Genomic DNA, 16,504 nt, shown 5'->3' with positions numbered 1-16,504 from the left:
ATGCGGTGGGGGAAGCGAACTCAGGCGACGGGGCGATCGAAGACCAGCAGCGTCGAGGTGGCCGAGGCGTGCAGGCGGCCTTCGCCGTCGATCAGACGCGCCTCGGCGAACGCGGCGCGGCGGCCGATGGACATCACGCGACCTTCGGCACGCAGCGGGCCGGTCTCGCGCGTGATCGCCTTGTGGTAGGCGATCTTCAATTCCAGCGTGGTGTACGCCTGCTGCGCGCTCAGGCGCGAATGCACGGCGCAGCCGCAGGCCGAATCCAGCAGCGTCGCCGCATAGCCGCCGTGGACCATGCCGATGGGGTTGTAGGCGTGGTCGCCGGGGGTTCCGGCGAACACGGCCAAGCCGGGCTCGACCTCGATGAAATCGAAGTCGAGCGACTTCAGGATGCCGGGCTTGCGTCCGGAGGCGATCAGCGCGCGCAGTTGCGACAGGCCGTCCTGTCCGGCGGCAACGTCATCGACCAGGCTCATGCGGGTTTCTCCAGCGGGGGAATGTCGAGAGAGAGGCGTCGCCCCAACTGCTGGCGCGTGGCGTGCAGGTGGGCCTCGGCGCGGGCGGGTTCGACCTCACAACGCGCCAGCGTGATCGCGCCGACCAGTTCGGCCAGCACCGAACTCGCGAGTGCATGCGCATCGCCTTGGCCCAATCTCGCCAGCGGCTGCGCGATGGCGTCCGCCAGTCGTTCCACGCCTGCGGCGAACGCCGCACGCGATGGCGCGTCCAGACGCGGCAGATCGCTGGCGAGCGCGGCGATCGGGCAACCCTTGCCGGGCGCGTCGCGATGGGCCATCGACAGGTACAGGCCGAAGTAGGCGGCGAGCGCATGCGCGTCGTCGCGGCCTTCGCGGCAACGCGCCCAGTACGCCAGTGCGTCGTCGAACATCTGCGCGATCGCCGCGGCGACCAGTTCGTCCTTCGACGCGAAGTGCGCGTAGAAGCCGCCGTGCGTGAGCCCGGCATCGCGCATCACCCCGGCCACGCCGATGCGGTGCGGGCCGTCGGCACGGAGCGCACGCGCGGCGGCGCGCAGGACGCGCTGGCGGGTCTGGTGCTTGTGGTCGGCGTCGTAGCGCATGGCGGAGTGGCTTATATGACGAACGTCATATTACTCAGGCGACCCGCCCGTGCCAGTGCCAGAGCCGCGCATTCAGCAACTGCGATCAACGCGCCGCTGCGACGCTGTGTTCTCTCATCCCCGACAGGAGCACGCCCATGTCCATCGCCTACGAAGGCGGCTGCCAATGCGGCGCGGTGCGCTACCGCGTGCAGGGCGAACCGACGATGGTGGCGCTGTGCCACTGCACGATGTGCCGCCGCGCGACCGGCGCTCCGGCGGTGGGTTGGGCGATGTTCGACGCCGATCTCGTCGAGTTCATGCACGATCGCCCCGCCGAGTACGCGTCCTCCCCCGACGCGCGCCGCGGCTTCTGCGCCCGATGCGGCACCTCGCTCAGCTTCACCGCCGACTACCTGCCCGGCCTGATCGACCTCACCCTGGGCAGCCTCGACGAACCGGCGCGGCTGCCCCCGCAGTTCCACTACTGGGAGGCCGAGCGCCTGCCCTGGCTCGGCATCGCCGACGGCCTGCCGCGCCATCGCGAGTTCCCGCCGATGGCGCCCGAACCCGCCTGACGGCGTCATCGCCGATGGGTGCCTGCACCGGGCAGATTGGCCCAACGGATACGCGTTTCATTGGCTCTCGAAAGGGACCGCTTGCACGCCTAACGTCGCCCTGCCTTCCCCACTCGAGGACATGACGATGACGATGCACTCCCCGTCGATCCTGCGCCGCGGCGTGCTCGCGGCCGTTTCCCTGCTGTCGCTGGCGGCGTTCTCCCCCGCGTTCGCCGGCGGTCACGGCGGCGACCACGGCGCCCGCGGTTGCGCGCGCCAGTTCGAACTGGCCCAGCGCATGGACATGGAATCCTTCCGCGACTACGACGCCGACACCTTCCGCGCCGTGCACGACGACCGCGCCATCACCGTGTTCGGCAGCGGTGCGAAGTTCACCGGCATCGACGCGATCATGACCGCGCTGGCCGGCCACTTCGCCAACCGCGAAGCGCAGTGGAGCTGGACCGAGCTCTACCGCGTCGTCGACGGCTGCAACTCCGCCTTCATCCTGTACGAGACCGTGTACGAGATCCCGCGCATCGGCTTCCGCCAGCGCGCGCTGACGGGCGTGACGTACAGCCACGACGGGCGCCGCTGGCTCGCGATCGCCGACCAGGGCACCGCGCTGCCGTGACCTCCGGTTGGGTCCGGCCGCGTCGGTGTCGATGCGGTCGGGCCTGCTTTTTATTTCCGAGGTGATGCTGGGCGAGCCGCGAGTGCGAGCTTCGGTACTCCGCCGCCCTCACCCCAACCCGTCTCCCGCGTGCGGGAGAGGGGCTCCGAACCGCCCCCTCAAACCCGTCATCCCGGCGAAGGCCTGTCCTGAGCTTGTCGAAGGGCCGGGACCCAGGCCCGCAGCGCATCAGGTTCACCACCTCGCTCATCAAGCGCGCGTCGCCGCCTCCAGCGTTCGCTTCATCGTGCGCAGCCCCTCTTCGATCATGCCGGCCACCTTCGGCGCGGCTTCGTCAGGCAGCAGGTCGGCGATCCAGCGCAGGCGCGTCCCGCCGCCGTCGCGTTCGAACGCCTGCACCGACGCGTTGTAGTGCTCGAACGAACCGACCGCCGCCCAGGCGACGCGGTGTCGCGCTTCGTCGATGTCGAGGATCGGCTCGCGCACCACCGTGCCGTCGCCGAAGGTCACCACGCGCACGCGGCCTTCCATTCGGCAATCGGCGACGAAGCCGGGCACCAGCCGTTCGTGAATACGGCCGACGTCGCGCAGCGCATCCCACGCAGTGGGCAGCGGGACTTCCACGTCGATGTCGCGTTGAATCGAGGCCATGCGCAGGCTCCCGACGATCGGACGGTGCGCACAGCCTGACGCCGCCGCCGCGCGACCGCCACGCCCGCCCTGCGCCTTCCGACGAAAGGCCGCGTCGGTTTCGGAATCGTCCGATGGTTCCGATGTGCGCCCGCGGCGACTCTGGCCGCGGCCGTGCGAGTCGGCCGGACGCCTCCCCTTCCCCCAGGCGTCCACTCCTTTCAGGGCTGCCGGCGTTTGCCGCAGCCCTTCTTTTTTGCCGCCTCACGCAGCGTCGCCTCGGTGCCTGCACTTGCCGCGCCGTATCCTGTGCGCCCCACGCCCGGCGCCGCGGCCATGCATTCCGAATACGACCCCGACGACAACTTCGCCCGCGCCTTCCACAACGAAGCCGACATCGACGACGAGGCCGCGATGGAAGCGGTCGCCTGGCAGTTCCTGCTGCTCATCAACCCCGGCGACGACGAGGCCGCGATGGAGCAGTTCAACGCCTGCCGGGAAGCCCTGGCCGACGGCGCCGACCCGGTCGCCGTGCTGCGCGACGTGATCGACTGGCGCTCGGGTTTCTACATCGACGACACCGATCCGGCGGGCCTGGTCGATGTGCTCGACGAGCTCGCCTCGCGCCTGGGACTGCGCATCGACTGGGGCGAGGACACCGACGAGGATGAATTCCTCGCTCATGCCGAAGTGCCGGCGCTGGTGAACGTCGCCTTCGACCGCCTGCGCGAGCACCACTACACGCTGTGGACCTACGAGACCGGCGAAAGTGCACAGGCCGGCTTCATCACCCGCCAGCGCGACGACGAGGCGCTGCGCATGGTGGCTGGGGCACTGGGGTTCCACGTTCGGACGGGTGCGTTGTAGGGCAGCGCGCCGCGCGCGTCCCCTCTTCCGGCGCTTCGCGCCGCCTTCTCCCTCAAGGGGAGAAGGAAAAGCAAAAAGCAGCACCGATCGCCTTCCTGCCGCTCAATCATGCGCAGGAAAGCGCACGACAAACTGGCTGCCCTTCCCCGGCCCCTCGCTGCGCGCCTGCACGCTGCCGCCGTGCAGCTCCACGATCTTCTTCACCAGCGCCAGGCCCAACCCCAGGCCGAGCTTGGACGTCTCCATGCGCGACAGCGTGAACATCTCGAACAAGCGCTCCAGCCGTTCCGACGCGATGCCCACGCCTTCGTCGGACACGCGCACGATCACCTCCGACCCTTCCAGCGTGCCGCTCACCCAGATCCTTCCCGGCACAGGCGTGTAACGCAATGCGTTGGCGATGAGGTTCACGAACACCTGCTGCATGCGCATCCGGTCCACGCGCACTTCGATGTCGCCACGCGGAACCAGCACGCGCAGCGTGCGGTCGTCCTGCTCCATCTGCCGGCGCGCGATGTCCGAGGACGCCTCCAGCAGCTCGCGCAGGTTGCAGCGACTGCGCTCCAGGCAGAAGCCGTCGGCGTGCACCTTGCTGTGGTGCATGAGGTCATCGATGAGCCGCGCGGCCAGAGTGACGTTGCGCTCGATCGCCTCCATGGCGCCGTTGATGTTCGCCACGCCCTCGCAGCGGCGCTGCAGCACGCCCATCCCCAGGCTGATGCCCGACAGCGGATTGCGCAGCTCGTGCGCGAGCAGGGCGATGGCGGCGCTCTTGCCCTCGCTGGCTTCGGTCGCCGCGCGGCAACGCTCGCGGCTGCTCTCCATCTGCATCTTCACTTCGGTGAGATCGCGGAAGAGTTTGAGGAAGGTGCAGCTCGGCACTTCGCCGCCCAGGTGCACCGTCACGCCGGAGGCCCAGAAGCGCGAACGGTCCAGACGCGCCATCCAGCGGTCGTCCGATGCGGTGCCGCGATGCCGTGCCTCGACGCGTTCGTGTTCGGGAATGCCGGCGTTGGCATCGCGCCGCAGGAAGAAGCGCGCCATGTTCATGCCCACCAGCCCGCCCGGCGCGGCGCCGAGGATGATCTCCGCGCCCGCGTTGGTCCAGCTCACCTCGCCTTCCTCGCTGAGCAGCAGCGCGGCGTGCTCGGGCGAACGCACGGCGAACGCCCACAGCATGTCCTTGATGACTTGTTCGTCGACCATCGGGCGCAGCGCATGGGTGTCCATTCGCTATCTCCCCGGAAGGTTCCGGGAGTGTGCGCCCGGGACGACTCGCGGCCCCGTGAAGGCGGACGCCTGGGCGTTCAGTGTCTGCGAGTCCCCCGCATAGCCCCTCTCCCGCCTGCGGGAGAGGGATTGGGGTGAGGGCTGGGCAAAGCGAGTGTCCGGACGATCCCGCCACCCTCGCCCTCATCCGCCTGCCGGCACCTTCTCCCGTGAACGGGAGAAGGGTCATTCCGCCATCCGCCCACGGCGAAGCGGCTACGCTGCGGGCCTCCGGCTCCCACGGCTCCTTCCATGACGCCGATTCGCTTCCGCACGCTCGCACTGCTCCTCACGCTGGCCGCACTCGCACCGTCCGTCGCCGGTGCCGCCGAGCCCGTGGCCAGCGTGCGCATCGCCTTCGACCGCGACGGCGTGGTGTCCACGCAGGCGCGGGGGCTGGCGGACGTTGCGGCCGCGCGGGCCGTGGGCGCCGACGACCCCGTCCGCGTCGCGTCGATCTCCAAGCTCGTCACCGCCATCGGCGCGATGCGGCTGGTGGAACAGGGCAAGCTCGACCTCGACGCCGACCTCTCCCCGCTCCTGGGCTGGCGATTGCGCCACCCGGCCTTTCCCGATGCGCCGATCACGCTGCGCCTGCTGCTCTCGCACCGCGCGGGCCTGACCGACGCCGCCGGCTACTACGCCGTGCCGCTCGACGGCGCGCTGCACGCGGTCACCGACGACCCGCGCGCATGGGACGCGACGCACGCGCCGGGCGCGTTCTTCCGTTACGCGAACCTCAACTTCGCCGTCGTCGCCTCGGCGATGGAACAGGCGACGGGCGAGCGCTTCGACCGGCTGATGCAACGCCTGGTGTTCGCACCGCTGCACCTGGACGCGTGCTTCAACTGGGACAGCTGCGACGAAGCGACGGCCGCGCGCGCGGTGGTGCTGTACGACGCGCAACGCCAGCCGGTGCGCGACGACAACGGCGGGCGCAAGCCGGCGTGTGCGGTCAACCGTTCCCGCGACGGTGGCTGCGACTTGTCGTTGTGGAAGGTCGGACGCAACGGCGCGCTGTTCTCGCCGCAGGGCGGGCTGCGGATCTCGGCGAACGGGCTGGCGAAGATCGGCCGATTGCTGTTGAACGAGGGCGAGGTCGATGGCGTGCGGCTGCTTTCCGCTGCATCCGTCCGCGCGATGGAACAGCCGCTGTGGACCTACGCGCCCGGCAACGGCCTGACCGTGGAAGAAGACGACAGCAGCCAGTCGCAGCGCGGCTTCTATTGCCGCTACGGACTGGCCGTGCAGACGCTGGCGACAAAGCAGGAAGGCTGTCGCGACGATCCCTTCGGCGACGGCGTCGCGCGCGTGGGCCACGCGGGAGCGGCTTACGGATTGCTGTCGGGCGTGTGGGTGGATCGCGCGTCGGGTACGGGCGTGGCGTATTTCGCGACCGGTGTTCCCGATGCGCCGCGCGGCGCGCGTTCTGCGTTTACGGAAGTGGAGGAAGGCTTGGCGCGTGCAGTGCCTTGAATAGCTGCCATTCCCGCGCAGGCGGGGTCTTTTGGGCCGCCGAACGGCGGCACCATCCAACCCTCCGGCGCATCAACTCTGATCGGCAGCCCGAACTTGCAGCGTCCAGGGAATGACGGTTTTGTTCGCGACGAAAGCTCCGCAAGCGCCTGCGACCTTACGCCGCCTCGTCCACCGCAATCACTTCACCGCGGCGCAGATCCGCACGCGCCCACGCATAGATCAACAGTCCCGCCACCGCCGTCGCTGCGCCGACCACACCGGTCGACGTCCAGCCGTAACCGGCGGTGATCGCCATGCCGCCCAGCCACGGGCCGAGCGCGTTGGCGAAGTTGAACGCGGAATGGTTCGATGCGGCGGCCAGCGTCTGCGCCGAGCGCGCCACGTCCATCAGATGCGCCTGCAGCACGGTGGCGAGCGCGCCCATCGTGCCCACGGCAAGCACCGCCGGCAGCACCGACCACGGTGAATGCGCGGCCAGCGGGAACGCCAGCAGCACGCCGATCGACCACAGCAGCACCTTGGGCACCGCGCGGAAGCCGTAGCGATCGAACAACCAGCCGCCGCCCAGCGTGCCGAGAATTCCGCCGATGCCGAAGGCGACCAGGCCGAACGGCACGAACGACTCGCGCACGCCGGTGACGTGCACCAGCGTCGGCGCCAGGTAACTGAAGACGCAGAACATGCCGGCAAAGCCAATCGCGCCGATGCCCAGCGCCAGCCACACCGGCTTGCGGTTGAAGTCGCGCAGCTCGGCCAGCGCGTCCGGGCGCGGTGCGTTCATGCCACGCGGGAGCACGCGCATCGTCATCGCCACCGTCGCCAGCGCCAGCACCGACACCAGCGCGAACGCCCAGCGCCAGCCGAACGCCTGCCCCAGCCACGTCGCCAGCGGATTGCCCACCAGCAGCGCGATCGACAGACCCAGCATCACGCGGCCGACGGCGAGGCCGCGCTGCTCCGGCGGGCTGATGCGTGCGGCCACCAGCGCGGCGATGCCGAAGTACGCGCCGTGTGGCAGACCCGCGACGAAGCGCGCGAACATGAGCGTGTAGTAGCCCGGCGCGAGCGCGCTGGCGAGGTTGCCGAACGCATAGAACCCCATCAGGCACAGCAGCAGGCTGCGCCGCGACATCCGGTTGCCGAGGATCGCCAACGTCGGCGCACCGACCACCACGCCCAGCGCGTAGGCGCTGATGACGTGGCCGACCTGCGGCTCGTTGACGCCCAGGCTGCGGGCGATGTCGCTGATCAGGCCCATCACCACGAATTCGCTCGTGCCGATGGCGAAGCCGCCCATCGCGAGGGCGAACAGGATCAGGGTGACCTGCCGCGACGAGAGCGTCGCCGGCGCGGGGGAGAGTGCGGGGGTCATGGGGGAATTATGTTGCATTGCAGCAGGGGATGCGACCCCGGGGCTGAATGGGGGTCCCTTCACAGGCGGGCGCGGGAGCTGCTCCCCGCCGCTCGCGTACCCCGTTCATCCTTCGACTTCTGCGCTGCGCGCCTGCGCTCAGGACGAACGGGGTGACGTATGACCAGGCGCGATGCGCTCAAGACAGCGATCGCCATGCCTCATGCCCCTATCCCGCCAACCGCCGCAAATCCGCCACCGACTCGAAGAACTCCTCCGCGCCCGCCGCGCGCAGCGCGTCGGCGTGCGCATAGCCCCAGCCGACCGCACCGAAGGCCACACCCGCGCGGCGTGCGGCCTCGCCGTCGCTGACCTGGTCGCCGACGTAGATCGCCTGCGAAGCGTCGGTCCTGGCGTCCTTCAGCATCCGCGCGATGCGCCGATGCTTGCCGAGCATGTGCGCGCCGCCGTCGATCCGCTCGATCGCCGCCATCACATCCGCGTCGAGCACGCGCCGCACGTTGTCGACGGAGTTGGACGTGAGGATCGCCAGCCGCGCGCCACCCTCACGCAGGTGCCGCAGCACGTCCGCCACGCCCGGGAACAACGGCACCGGCGGCGCATCGCGCATGGTGCGTATGAAATCCGCCGCGACGATGGGCAGCTTCCACTTCGGAAAGCCGAGCCGGTCCAGCAATTCGCGCGTGCCCAGCCGGCGCATCTCGTCGATGCGGTCTTCGGGGATCGCGTCGAACCCATGCCGCCGCGCCAGCACATGCTGCGCCTCCACGAAGAACGGGAACGAGTCGGCCAGCGTGCCGTCGAAATCGAAGATCACCAGGGGATAGCGCATGCCGGCGATTGTGCACGAGCGCGTGTGAGCGCCCATGCGCCTGAAGATGGCTACAGTGCGCGCATGCAGCCCACGCCCGCCCTCGCCGCCCTGCTGGCCGATGCGATCCTCGTCGTGCATGTGGGCATCGTCGCGTTCGTGATCCTGGGCGCCATCGCCATCTTCGTCGGCCGCACGCGCTGGCCGTGGGTGCGCGGCTTCCGATGGCGCCTCACGCACGTGCTGTTGATGGTGTTCATCGCACTGCAGGCGTGGCTGGGCGCGCTGTGCCCGCTCACCGTGTGGGAACAGGCGTTGCGCCGACGCGCGGGGCAGGCTGCGTACGGCGAATCCTTCATCGAACACTGGCTCTCGCGGCTGATCTTCTTCGACGCGCCGTGGTGGAGCTTCGTCGCCGCGTACAGCGCGTTCGCGGCGCTGGTGCTGCTGGCGTGGTTCATCGTGCCGCCGACGCGTCGCCGCGCGACGTAGACATCGCCTGAAGCCCTGCGGCGTTATCCTCCGCCGGCATCGCACGGGATCGTCTCCATGGCCCGCTCCGGGATCCTGACGCTCTTCGCCGCGCTCGGCCTCGCGCCGGACGCGTTCGCGCAGCCGCGCGAGGGCGAAGTCCAGGCGCATTACCTGCACCTGGACGATGCGCGCCTGGGCACGGCGCGCATGGAGGGCTTCGAAACGGGACTGCGCGCGTGGACGCCGACGTTCGGCCACGGATTCGCTATCGGCGCGGACTATCTCTACACGCATTACTCCTACGAAGGCCTGCCCACGCGCGACCGCGACCTGCATCGCCTCGCCATTCCAATCGAATGGACCTCGCGGGGCGCGACCTCCGTGACCCTCGCGGCGATTCCCACCGTCGCCACCTCGTCGAACATCTTCAAGGACCTGTTCTCGCGCAGCACCGGCGATGATTTCAATCTCTACGCACGTGCGACCGTTGAGCGCGGTGAGGACCAAGGCTGGGGCTGGCGACTGGGCGCGGCGTACGACGACAGTTTCGGCGATCCGGAGCTGTATCCCATCGCGGCAGTGACTTACTCCGCTGCGTCGTTCGCGCTCGAACTCGGCTGGCCGCGCGCGCACGCGCACTGGCGGCCCAACGACGCGTGGCGTCTGGGCATCGAAGTCGCGCCCGCCGGCGCGCGCTGGCATGTCGTGAGCGACGAACGCGACGGCGCGGACTTCGACTACACCGTCGAAGCCTGGCGCGCTGCGCTCACCGCCGACTGGCGTTTCGCATCGCATTGGGGAATCGCCGCAAAGATCGGCAGCGAGTTCGACCGCCACCACGACTTCGAGGACGACACCGGCGCGCGCATCGACGTGGATGCCGAATCGACGGCGTTCGCGGCCATCGCGCTGCGCTTCACGTTCTGACCGCGCTCGACCGGGCCGGTCGGGATGTGGCTACACTCGCCCCCACGCCTGGGGAGGTGGAGCGATGCACGTCAAGCGCAGTCTTCTGCTGGCCGTGGGGCTGGCCCTGTCGAACCACGCCGGCATGGCGACGGCCGCCGCGGACACTCCGCCGCCGTCCGTCGGCGCCACCGATCCGCAGCAGCAATGGTTCCGGCAGCAACTCGCCGCCGCGCACGCGCTGGCCCGGACCAACCAGGCCGCCAGTGCGCAGCAGGCGTTCGCGCGCGTGTTCGACGATCCGCAGTTCTCTTCGCTGGAACCGGCACAGCAACGCGCCGCGCTGTCGAAGGCGGGCTGGATGGCGATCCAGCAGGACCAGGGCGCACAGGCGCTGGCGTTGTACCGGCGCGCGCTCGCGCAGGACGATTCCGATCCGGACGACTGGTACCGCGTCGCCATGCTGGAAATGGACCTGGGCCGTCCGGACGCGGGCGCCGTCGCCTTCATCGAAGTCGTCGAGCGCTGGCCCGACGCGCTGCCCAACGTGCGCGAGCAGTACATCCTGCAACTGGTGTACCGCTCCACCACCGGGTCGCCCGAGCGGCTCGCGCTGCTGCAGGCGCTGCTCAACGCCAACTGGCGCAGCCGCCTCGGCGGCGAGGCCGAGGCGTGGTACGAGTTGGCCGTCGAAGCGATGGACCGCGGCGACACGGAAACGGCACGCGCGGTGATCCGCCGCATCGAAGCCGCCAAGCCGCTGATTCGCCTGCGCAGCGACAAACGTTTCGACGGCGCGATGGCCGCCGACAGCTGGTCGACGAACGCCGAGCGCGCCGCGCAGAGGCAGGTCGATGCGCTCACGCAACAGATGGGCGCCACGCCCGACGACCTGCGGGTGCGCTCGTATCTCGCCAGTGCGCTGCTAACTGCGGGCCAGAACGAGCAGGCCATCGAGATGACCACGCGTACGCTCGATGAGATCGCCGCGGCGCCGTCGGGTTCGCCCGCCTTCGAGGACCTCGACCCGCAGGTCTGGCTGATGAACTACCGCGCCACCGCGCTGCGGCGCCTGGGCCGCACCGACGAAGCGCTGGCCGAATTGCAGCGCGCCGCGCAGCTCACCGAGGGCGGCGAGCAGAACATCAGCCAGGCGCTGAACCTGGGCGTGTTCCATTGCAGCCTGGAACGTCCCGTCGATGCGCTGCGCGCGATCGACGTGCTGGGCGACGACATCAGCGGCTACGGCCGCATGGTGGAGCAGAGCGTGCGCCACTGCGCGGCGCTGCAGAAACAGGACCGGCGCGGCGCCCGCAGGGCACTGGCCTATTTGCGCGATCACCGCAAGGACGGTGAACTGCTCTATGTCTCGGCGCTGCTTCGGGAAGGCGACGTCGACCAGGCGGCGCAGCGCGTGCGCGCGTTGCTCGCTTCACCCGAAGACCGCGGCGCGGTGCTGGGATGGATCCAGGACTTCCTGCGCCCGGCGCCGTTGCCCGGCGACGTCGCGGCGCGCGCGGCACGCGACACGCTGCTGGCCCGCGCCGATGTGCGCGAGGCGCTGGCGCCGGTGGGTCGGATCGCGCACTACGAGCTTTATCTTGACGACTCGATGGATTGAAGCTGCCTTCTTCGTCGCGGGAACTGCTTGCCCCGCCGCGGGAGAACTCCCTCCCCTGCTTGCAGGGGAGGGGCAAACGGCAGAAGCAGGAACGGAAGCCGCGTCAGCGACGAGCTCCGTGCAGCCGAAACTCAGCGGAACCCACCCGCCGTCTTGATCAGCTCACCGCTGACCCAGCGCGAGTCATCCGACGCCAGGAACACCGCCACGCGCGCGATGTCCTCCGGCTGCCCGATGCGCCCCAGCGGCGTCTGCGCCGCCGTATCGGCGTGGAAATCCGAGCCGATGACGCCCGCATCGTGCGCGCCCTCGGTTTCCACCATGCCCGGATTGATCGAATTCACGCGGATGCCGCGCGGACCCAGCTCGCGCGACAGCACGCCGGTGATGGCATCCACCGCACCCTTGGTGGCGGTGTACACCGCAGTGCCGGGCAAGGTGATGTGCGACACGACCGAACCGATGTTGATCACGCTGGCGCCGTCGCCCAGGTGCTTGGAGGCCGCCTGCGTGGTCTGCAGCAGTCCGAGCACGTTGATGCCGAACTGGCGATGGAACTGCTCCTGCGTGATCTCCTCCAGCGGCGCGAACTGATACACGCCGGAATTGTTGACCAGCACGTCGATCCGGCCGAACGCCTTTGCGGTGGCGTCGATCAACGCCTGCGCCTCGTCGGCCTTCGATACGTCGGCCTTCACGGCGATGGCCTGGCCGCCGGCCTGCGTGATGCGCTCGACCACGGCGTCGGCGCCTGCCTGGCTGGAGGCGTAATTGACGACGACGGACGCGCCTTCCGCGGCCAGCGCCTGCGCGATGCCGGCACCGATGCCCTTGGACGCACCGGTCACGATGGCCACTTTTCCTGCGAGCTTGCTCATTTCGAATTCCTGATGGGAGAGAGAACGCGAAGGCGCCGGGTATCGGCGCTCCGCCCCCCAATGAGCTTGGTCCCGCGGTGCCGGGGCAAAAGACGGGATACGGGGGAGTCAGAATCCCGCCGTTGGGATGTTCCTCAGCGCAGCCGCACGTACAGGCTGGCGCGTGCCCGCTCGATGTCCTGCGCTTCCCATTCGGATGTTTCCTGCGCGCACACGAAGTCCAGGTAGCGCAGGATCGCCGCGCGCTGCTCGGCGGTATACGGGCGCGTTGGATCCCAGCGATGATCGCGGTCGAGCGCAAATACGACGATGGAACGATAGTCGCCGGCGACCTCGTGTTCGTCCAGGGAGCGCAGCAGCCAGGCCGGCAGGTAGTGCTGCTTGGCATCGGCCGACAACAGCGGCATGCCAAATCGACAGGCGTCGAGGACCTTCCCGGGCACGTCGTGCCAGGCGTACGGCGCCAATGCCACGCGCAGCTCGTCGCATTCCAGGCAATCGTGCGGGGCGATGGCCGACTTCGCGGGCTGCGGAACGTCGGCGAACGCGCGGGCAATCTCGAACCGAAGCTGCTTATCGTCCATGGCAGGGCGCCGACTACGCGAAGGAGCTAGCGTAATCGACGCCATCGCCACCTGCAGCCTCACTTCGGCTGCAAATACCGCGCAAACACCCAGTCCGCCACCTTGTTGCCCGTCTTCAACCCGGCCAGGCAGCCTTCGGTGAAGTGGATGCCCGCGTACACGCGCGCCATCACCTGCTCCTGCTCGGCGGTGGACAGCGACGGATACGAGCGCGTGATCGGCTTGGCCGGCAGATCCACCAGCGGCGCCGGCAGCGGCGCCACCGGTGCGTTGACCATGCGCGTGAAGGGAACCGCATCGCTCTTGAAGTAGCGCCGCATCGTCTGCGCGGCCGCGCCGGTGGCCGACGTCGATGCGCACGGATAATCCGGATACGGCGGCGTCTGCAGGAACGGCCGCCACGTCGGATCGCTCTTGGTGAACGGGTTGCCGTCGTCGGGCCAGCGGATCGCGGTGACCGGCCGCCAGAAGTTGTAGAAGTACTTGTCCGACATGTTCGTGATGAACGCATCGGCGATCGACATGTTGGCCAGCGCCAGCAACCGCGCGTTCTGCCAGCGATCCAGCCCGCGACTCGCGGCGGCGTTGCGCACGTTCGCGTTCCACTCCAGTCCACCGCCCGCCCAGAAGCGCGCGATGTCGCTCAGCGGCGAGTTCGGCTGCGCCCCGCGCACGCGCGCATCGCCTATCGACTTCACCAGGTTGTATTCGGATGCGTACTTGGCCGCCTTCACTTTGAAGATCGCGCCCGGCGGTTGGCGGAACTGCGTGGCGCTGTCCACGCCGAACGGCGTGACGAAGGCCCAGCCCATGAACTGCGGCACGATCGCGGCCGGGAATTCCGGTGCCGGCGTCGCCTGGTACACGCCCACGGCGGCGGGCTGCGAATACGCCGGTGCATTCGGCGTGCCGGAACCGTCGGTGGGCGTGAGCCCGCCGGAGCCATTGTCGGCGTAGCGCAACGCGATGATCGTGTCCGCGGCCGATTCACCCGCGGCGATGCCCGCCGCTTCGGGTGCATCCGGCGCGCCCGGCCCGATGGCGGCGTCGTACATCGCGTTGATCGCCGCGATCGCGTTCGCGCGTGCCGTGGCTTCCGCCGGCGTGGGCGGAGCAGGCAATGCGCCGATCATCGCCAGCAATGCCGTGCGATTGGCGGCGGCGACGGCGGCATCGGGCGACGCGTTGCCGGGCGCACTCGCCACCGGGCGATAGGTGTTGAAGCGCGACTGGATGGAGTTGAGCGCGTCGTGCACCGACAGCGCGGCGATCGCGACCGCGCGCGCCTGCTGTTGCGGTCCTCCGAACCGCGGCCCGACGACCGGCCCGCTGGCGAGCGCGTTCCAGTCGGTGACCGAATCGGCCTGCACGGGCAGCGCGATGGAAAGGGCGAGCGCGGCAAATAGCCGCAGGCGGCGCAGAGCGCGCCGCGAGTGCGAGCGTGGGGAGTTCATGGCGATGTCCTGTGGGGGAAGGGGATCGCGTCCGTCCGCGGCGCTCGAACCGGCGCATTGGGATCAAACGCAATCCACGCGGCAAACGGCGCCCCGCGTGTCGCGCGTTACGCGATGGGCGACGAGCGGTGTGAAGGTGGCACGGATATTGGCGCTGATGCGGGCGGGAATGGCATCAGGCAGATGAGGAGACCCAAGGAAAGCGCGGCAGCGTGCCGAATGCACCGCAAGTGCGAGCGTCCTCGCTTCGCCGCCCCTCACCCCAACCCCTCTCCCGGTGGGAGAGGGGCTTTGCATTGGCGCGCGCGATCCAGCGAATTACGCGCCGAACCCCTCGCATGCCCGTTCATCGCACCCGAGGAAGCGCACGTCGCTGCCATGCTTCCACGTCGCCTTCGCGGTGCCGTTGATCGTGAACTGCCAGTCCACGCCGCCGCTGCGCACGGTGCCGGTGATGGTGCACGGCGCTTCGCCGTAGCCCAGGTACGTTCCGGCATCCACCGCATGGCTCATCGCGAACAGCTCTTCCGCCTCGTCCTCGGACAGCTGCCACGCCTTGCACTCGTCCACGGCCTCGACCGCCGCGGCGGTGGCGTCGATACGCGCCGGATCGATCGACAGCACGACCGTCTCGTTCTCGCCCCCGGTGTCCGGCTCGCCGGCGAATTCCGGCAGCGGCGCATCGCCTTCATATGCCACGACATGCGGCACCGGCATGGGCGGTTCCACTTCCTGCCCCGTCGCCATCCGCCCTTCCACGCGCGAACCGACGCTGCACGCCGCCACGAGCAACCACGGCATGCACACCGCCACCCGCGCGAACGCCACCTTCTGCTTGCCCTTCATGTCCATCCCCATGCCCCAATCCAGGGTTCCATTCGGCTTGGCGGCCGGGCGTATTGGAATCGGAATAATCCGAAAGTTGCCGCCGTGCTCGCCGGACGAACGGCCCTGCACTTCTGTCCGCTCACGACGCGAGCATGCGTTGGGGGCGGTGAGAGGCACGTGACCGCACGCGCGCCGTATACCGCAAGGAGGCGACGATGGCCGACCCGACCACTGCGCTCGAACATGTGCTGATCGATTCGCCGCAACTGGACGACGTGGGCGGCTCGTCGCACTGATCGTCGGCGCTTCCCATTCCAAGCGCCATGCGCCTGCGGCCGTTGCGCACAAAGCCTCGCATGGGCGATCTGCTACCTTCCCCCTACCGGCAATGGGGAGCCGCACCGATGCAACGCGTTCTGATCTGTGTCTGCCTGTGGGCGGCCGCCAGCGCCGCGTGGTCGCACGGCGGCGGCCTCAATGCCGAGGGTTGCCACCACGACAGGAAGAACGGCGGCTACCACTGCCATCGCGGCCCGCAAGCCTCGGCCCCCGTCGCACGTCCCGCCTCCGTATCGAACGCCTTCCAGCCCGACGGCGCGCGCAGCACCGCCTTCAGCAATTGCAGCCAAGCCCGTGCGGCCGGCGCCGCGCCGGTGCGACGCGGCGACCCGGGCTACGGCCCTCATCTGGATCGGGACGGAGATGGCGTGGGGTGCGAGTAGGCACGGCGGCCCTCGATGAAAGTCCGTTACGCTTGCCGTATTACGCGACGCGTAATATCATCCGCGCCGTGGCGATCCAATCCTTCACCTGCAAGCACACCCAGGCACTGTTCGAAGGAGAAACGCCCCGCCCCTTTCGGGGCATCGTGGATGCGGCCACGCGCAAGCTGCAAATGTTGGACTCGGCACACACCCTGGACTTCCTGCGTTCGCCGCCGGGCAACCGCCTGGAAGCGCTGCGCGGCGACCGCGTCGGCCACTACAGCATTCGCATCAACGACCAGTTCCGCCTCTGCTTTCGATGGACCGACGCAGGCCCCACCGACGTTGCGATTGTCGACTACCACTGAGG

General features: G+C 69.2%; 19 protein-coding genes. 9 read left to right on the top strand and 10 right to left on the bottom strand.

Going from position 1 to position 16,504, the window contains the following annotated elements:
• Positions 1–20 precede the first annotated feature (20 nt).
• Both JI752_RS15370 and JI752_RS15365 read right to left on the bottom strand, forming a co-directional pair.
• Positions 21–479, bottom strand: coding sequence for a PaaI family thioesterase (locus tag JI752_RS15370; RefSeq protein WP_216965704.1), 459 nt, complete (start codon positions 477–479; stop codon positions 21–23).
• On the bottom strand, positions 476–1,084 hold the full coding sequence (locus JI752_RS15365; RefSeq protein ID WP_216965702.1) for a TetR/AcrR family transcriptional regulator: 609 nt from the start codon (positions 1,082–1,084) through the stop codon (positions 476–478). The genes JI752_RS15370 and JI752_RS15365 overlap by 4 nt, the downstream gene beginning before the upstream one ends.
• Before the next feature lie 137 nt (positions 1,085–1,221).
• On the opposite strand from JI752_RS15365, the gene JI752_RS15360 reads away from it, so the two are divergent.
• Both JI752_RS15360 and JI752_RS15355 read left to right on the top strand, forming a co-directional pair.
• Positions 1,222–1,641: a GFA family protein gene (locus JI752_RS15360; RefSeq protein WP_216965700.1), complete on the top strand. Its 420-nt coding sequence runs from the start codon at positions 1,222–1,224 to the stop codon at positions 1,639–1,641.
• A gap of 127 nt (positions 1,642–1,768) precedes the next feature.
• A complete protein-coding gene (locus tag JI752_RS15355; protein ID WP_216965698.1) occupies positions 1,769–2,257 on the top strand; it encodes a hypothetical protein in 489 nt (162 codons plus the stop codon).
• Positions 2,258–2,506: 249 nt separating this feature from the next.
• Here the strand turns inward: JI752_RS15355 and JI752_RS15350 are convergent, their stop codons facing one another.
• A complete protein-coding gene (locus JI752_RS15350) occupies positions 2,507–2,908 on the bottom strand; it encodes an SRPBCC family protein (protein WP_216965696.1) in 402 nt (133 codons plus the stop codon).
• Between the two features lie 315 nt (positions 2,909–3,223).
• Between JI752_RS15350 and JI752_RS15345 the strand changes: the two genes are divergently transcribed.
• On the top strand, positions 3,224–3,754 hold the full coding sequence (locus JI752_RS15345) for a hypothetical protein (protein WP_216965694.1): 531 nt from the start codon (positions 3,224–3,226) through the stop codon (positions 3,752–3,754).
• Between the two features lie 102 nt (positions 3,755–3,856).
• Here JI752_RS15345 and JI752_RS15340 read toward each other — a convergent pair whose 3' ends face one another.
• Positions 3,857–4,984 (bottom strand): PAS domain-containing sensor histidine kinase, encoded by a 1,128-nt coding sequence (locus tag JI752_RS15340; protein WP_216965692.1) that lies wholly within the window; start codon positions 4,982–4,984, stop codon positions 3,857–3,859.
• 291 nt (positions 4,985–5,275) lie between these two features.
• On the opposite strand from JI752_RS15340, the gene JI752_RS15335 reads away from it, so the two are divergent.
• Entirely contained in the window at positions 5,276–6,499 is a 1,224-nt protein-coding gene (locus JI752_RS15335) for a serine hydrolase (protein ID WP_216965690.1), read from the top strand.
• Between the two features lie 157 nt (positions 6,500–6,656).
• Here the strand turns inward: JI752_RS15335 and JI752_RS15330 are convergent, their stop codons facing one another.
• Both JI752_RS15330 and JI752_RS15325 read right to left on the bottom strand, forming a co-directional pair.
• Entirely contained in the window at positions 6,657–7,874 is a 1,218-nt protein-coding gene (locus JI752_RS15330) for an MFS transporter (RefSeq protein ID WP_254200925.1), read from the bottom strand.
• Between the two features lie 208 nt (positions 7,875–8,082).
• Positions 8,083–8,706, bottom strand: a complete 624-nt coding sequence (locus JI752_RS15325) for an HAD-IA family hydrolase (RefSeq protein ID WP_216965685.1) — start codon at positions 8,704–8,706, stop codon at positions 8,083–8,085.
• Positions 8,707–8,769: 63 nt separating this feature from the next.
• Between JI752_RS15325 and JI752_RS15320 the strand changes: the two genes are divergently transcribed.
• The 3 genes from JI752_RS15320 to JI752_RS15310 all read left to right on the top strand — a co-directional run bounded on the left by JI752_RS15320 (position 8,770) and on the right by JI752_RS15310 (position 11,686).
• Positions 8,770–9,177 carry a DUF2784 domain-containing protein gene (locus JI752_RS15320; protein WP_216965683.1) on the top strand — a complete coding sequence of 136 codons (408 nt, stop codon included), beginning with the start codon at positions 8,770–8,772 and terminating at the stop codon, positions 9,175–9,177.
• A gap of 57 nt (positions 9,178–9,234) precedes the next feature.
• A complete protein-coding gene (locus JI752_RS15315) occupies positions 9,235–10,086 on the top strand; it encodes a hypothetical protein (RefSeq protein ID WP_216965681.1) in 852 nt (283 codons plus the stop codon).
• 64 nt (positions 10,087–10,150) lie between these two features.
• Positions 10,151–11,686: a hypothetical protein gene (locus JI752_RS15310; RefSeq protein WP_216965679.1), complete on the top strand. Its 1,536-nt coding sequence runs from the start codon at positions 10,151–10,153 to the stop codon at positions 11,684–11,686.
• Positions 11,687–11,817: 131 nt separating this feature from the next.
• Here the strand turns inward: JI752_RS15310 and JI752_RS15305 are convergent, their stop codons facing one another.
• From JI752_RS15305 to JI752_RS15290, 4 genes are all read right to left on the bottom strand, one after another.
• A complete protein-coding gene (locus tag JI752_RS15305; protein WP_216965677.1) occupies positions 11,818–12,564 on the bottom strand; it encodes a glucose 1-dehydrogenase in 747 nt (248 codons plus the stop codon).
• Between the two features lie 134 nt (positions 12,565–12,698).
• Entirely contained in the window at positions 12,699–13,148 is a 450-nt protein-coding gene (locus tag JI752_RS15300; RefSeq protein ID WP_216965675.1) for a DUF6714 family protein, read from the bottom strand.
• 59 nt (positions 13,149–13,207) lie between these two features.
• Entirely contained in the window at positions 13,208–14,602 is a 1,395-nt protein-coding gene (locus JI752_RS15295) for a vanadium-dependent haloperoxidase (RefSeq protein ID WP_216965673.1), read from the bottom strand.
• A 318-nt stretch (positions 14,603–14,920) separates the two neighbouring features.
• On the bottom strand, positions 14,921–15,460 hold the full coding sequence (locus JI752_RS15290) for a hypothetical protein (protein WP_216965671.1): 540 nt from the start codon (positions 15,458–15,460) through the stop codon (positions 14,921–14,923).
• Positions 15,461–15,834: 374 nt separating this feature from the next.
• Here JI752_RS15290 and JI752_RS15285 point away from each other — a divergent pair, with 374 nt between their 5' ends.
• Both JI752_RS15285 and JI752_RS15280 read left to right on the top strand, forming a co-directional pair.
• On the top strand, positions 15,835–16,152 hold the full coding sequence (locus JI752_RS15285) for an excalibur calcium-binding domain-containing protein (RefSeq protein ID WP_216965669.1): 318 nt from the start codon (positions 15,835–15,837) through the stop codon (positions 16,150–16,152).
• 68 nt (positions 16,153–16,220) lie between these two features.
• Positions 16,221–16,502 (top strand): type II toxin-antitoxin system RelE/ParE family toxin, encoded by a 282-nt coding sequence (locus JI752_RS15280; RefSeq protein WP_216965668.1) that lies wholly within the window; start codon positions 16,221–16,223, stop codon positions 16,500–16,502.
• The last annotated feature ends 2 nt before the right edge of the window (positions 16,503–16,504 follow it).

Origin of the sequence: Lysobacter sp. MMG2 (genome assembly GCF_016735495.2) — a bacterium.
Taxonomy (GTDB): domain Bacteria; phylum Pseudomonadota; class Gammaproteobacteria; order Xanthomonadales; family Xanthomonadaceae; genus Lysobacter_J.
The sequence above is the reverse complement of the archived record's forward strand: the minus strand, read 5'-3'. Positions and strand labels throughout refer to the sequence as shown.

Excerpts from the sequence above, each read along its gene's own strand:
- JI752_RS15310 (WP_216965679.1), top strand. The coding sequence starts at position 10,151 with ATGCACGTCAAGCGCAGTCTTCTGCTGGCCGTGGGGCTGGCCCTGTCG.
- JI752_RS15345 (WP_216965694.1), top strand. The coding sequence starts at position 3,224 with ATGCATTCCGAATACGACCCCGACGACAACTTCGCCCGCGCCTTCCAC.
- JI752_RS15350 (WP_216965696.1), bottom strand. The coding sequence starts at position 2,908 with ATGGCCTCGATTCAACGCGACATCGACGTGGAAGTCCCGCTGCCCACT.
- JI752_RS15360 (WP_216965700.1), top strand. The coding sequence starts at position 1,222 with ATGTCCATCGCCTACGAAGGCGGCTGCCAATGCGGCGCGGTGCGCTAC.
- JI752_RS15320 (WP_216965683.1), top strand. The coding sequence starts at position 8,770 with ATGCAGCCCACGCCCGCCCTCGCCGCCCTGCTGGCCGATGCGATCCTC.
- JI752_RS15285 (WP_216965669.1), top strand. The coding sequence starts at position 15,835 with ATGCAACGCGTTCTGATCTGTGTCTGCCTGTGGGCGGCCGCCAGCGCC.
- JI752_RS15330 (WP_254200925.1), bottom strand. The coding sequence starts at position 7,874 with ATGACCCCCGCACTCTCCCCCGCGCCGGCGACGCTCTCGTCGCGGCAG.
- JI752_RS15315 (WP_216965681.1), top strand. The coding sequence starts at position 9,235 with ATGGCCCGCTCCGGGATCCTGACGCTCTTCGCCGCGCTCGGCCTCGCG.
- JI752_RS15365 (WP_216965702.1), bottom strand. The coding sequence starts at position 1,084 with ATGCGCTACGACGCCGACCACAAGCACCAGACCCGCCAGCGCGTCCTG.
- JI752_RS15290 (WP_216965671.1), bottom strand. The coding sequence starts at position 15,460 with ATGGGGATGGACATGAAGGGCAAGCAGAAGGTGGCGTTCGCGCGGGTG.
- JI752_RS15335 (WP_216965690.1), top strand. The coding sequence starts at position 5,276 with ATGACGCCGATTCGCTTCCGCACGCTCGCACTGCTCCTCACGCTGGCC.
- JI752_RS15295 (WP_216965673.1), bottom strand. The coding sequence starts at position 14,602 with ATGAACTCCCCACGCTCGCACTCGCGGCGCGCTCTGCGCCGCCTGCGG.
- JI752_RS15340 (WP_216965692.1), bottom strand. The coding sequence starts at position 4,984 with ATGGACACCCATGCGCTGCGCCCGATGGTCGACGAACAAGTCATCAAG.
- JI752_RS15325 (WP_216965685.1), bottom strand. The coding sequence starts at position 8,706 with ATGCGCTATCCCCTGGTGATCTTCGATTTCGACGGCACGCTGGCCGAC.
- JI752_RS15355 (WP_216965698.1), top strand. The coding sequence starts at position 1,769 with ATGACGATGCACTCCCCGTCGATCCTGCGCCGCGGCGTGCTCGCGGCC.
- JI752_RS15370 (WP_216965704.1), bottom strand. The coding sequence starts at position 479 with ATGAGCCTGGTCGATGACGTTGCCGCCGGACAGGACGGCCTGTCGCAA.
- JI752_RS15305 (WP_216965677.1), bottom strand. The coding sequence starts at position 12,564 with ATGAGCAAGCTCGCAGGAAAAGTGGCCATCGTGACCGGTGCGTCCAAG.
- JI752_RS15300 (WP_216965675.1), bottom strand. The coding sequence starts at position 13,148 with ATGGACGATAAGCAGCTTCGGTTCGAGATTGCCCGCGCGTTCGCCGAC.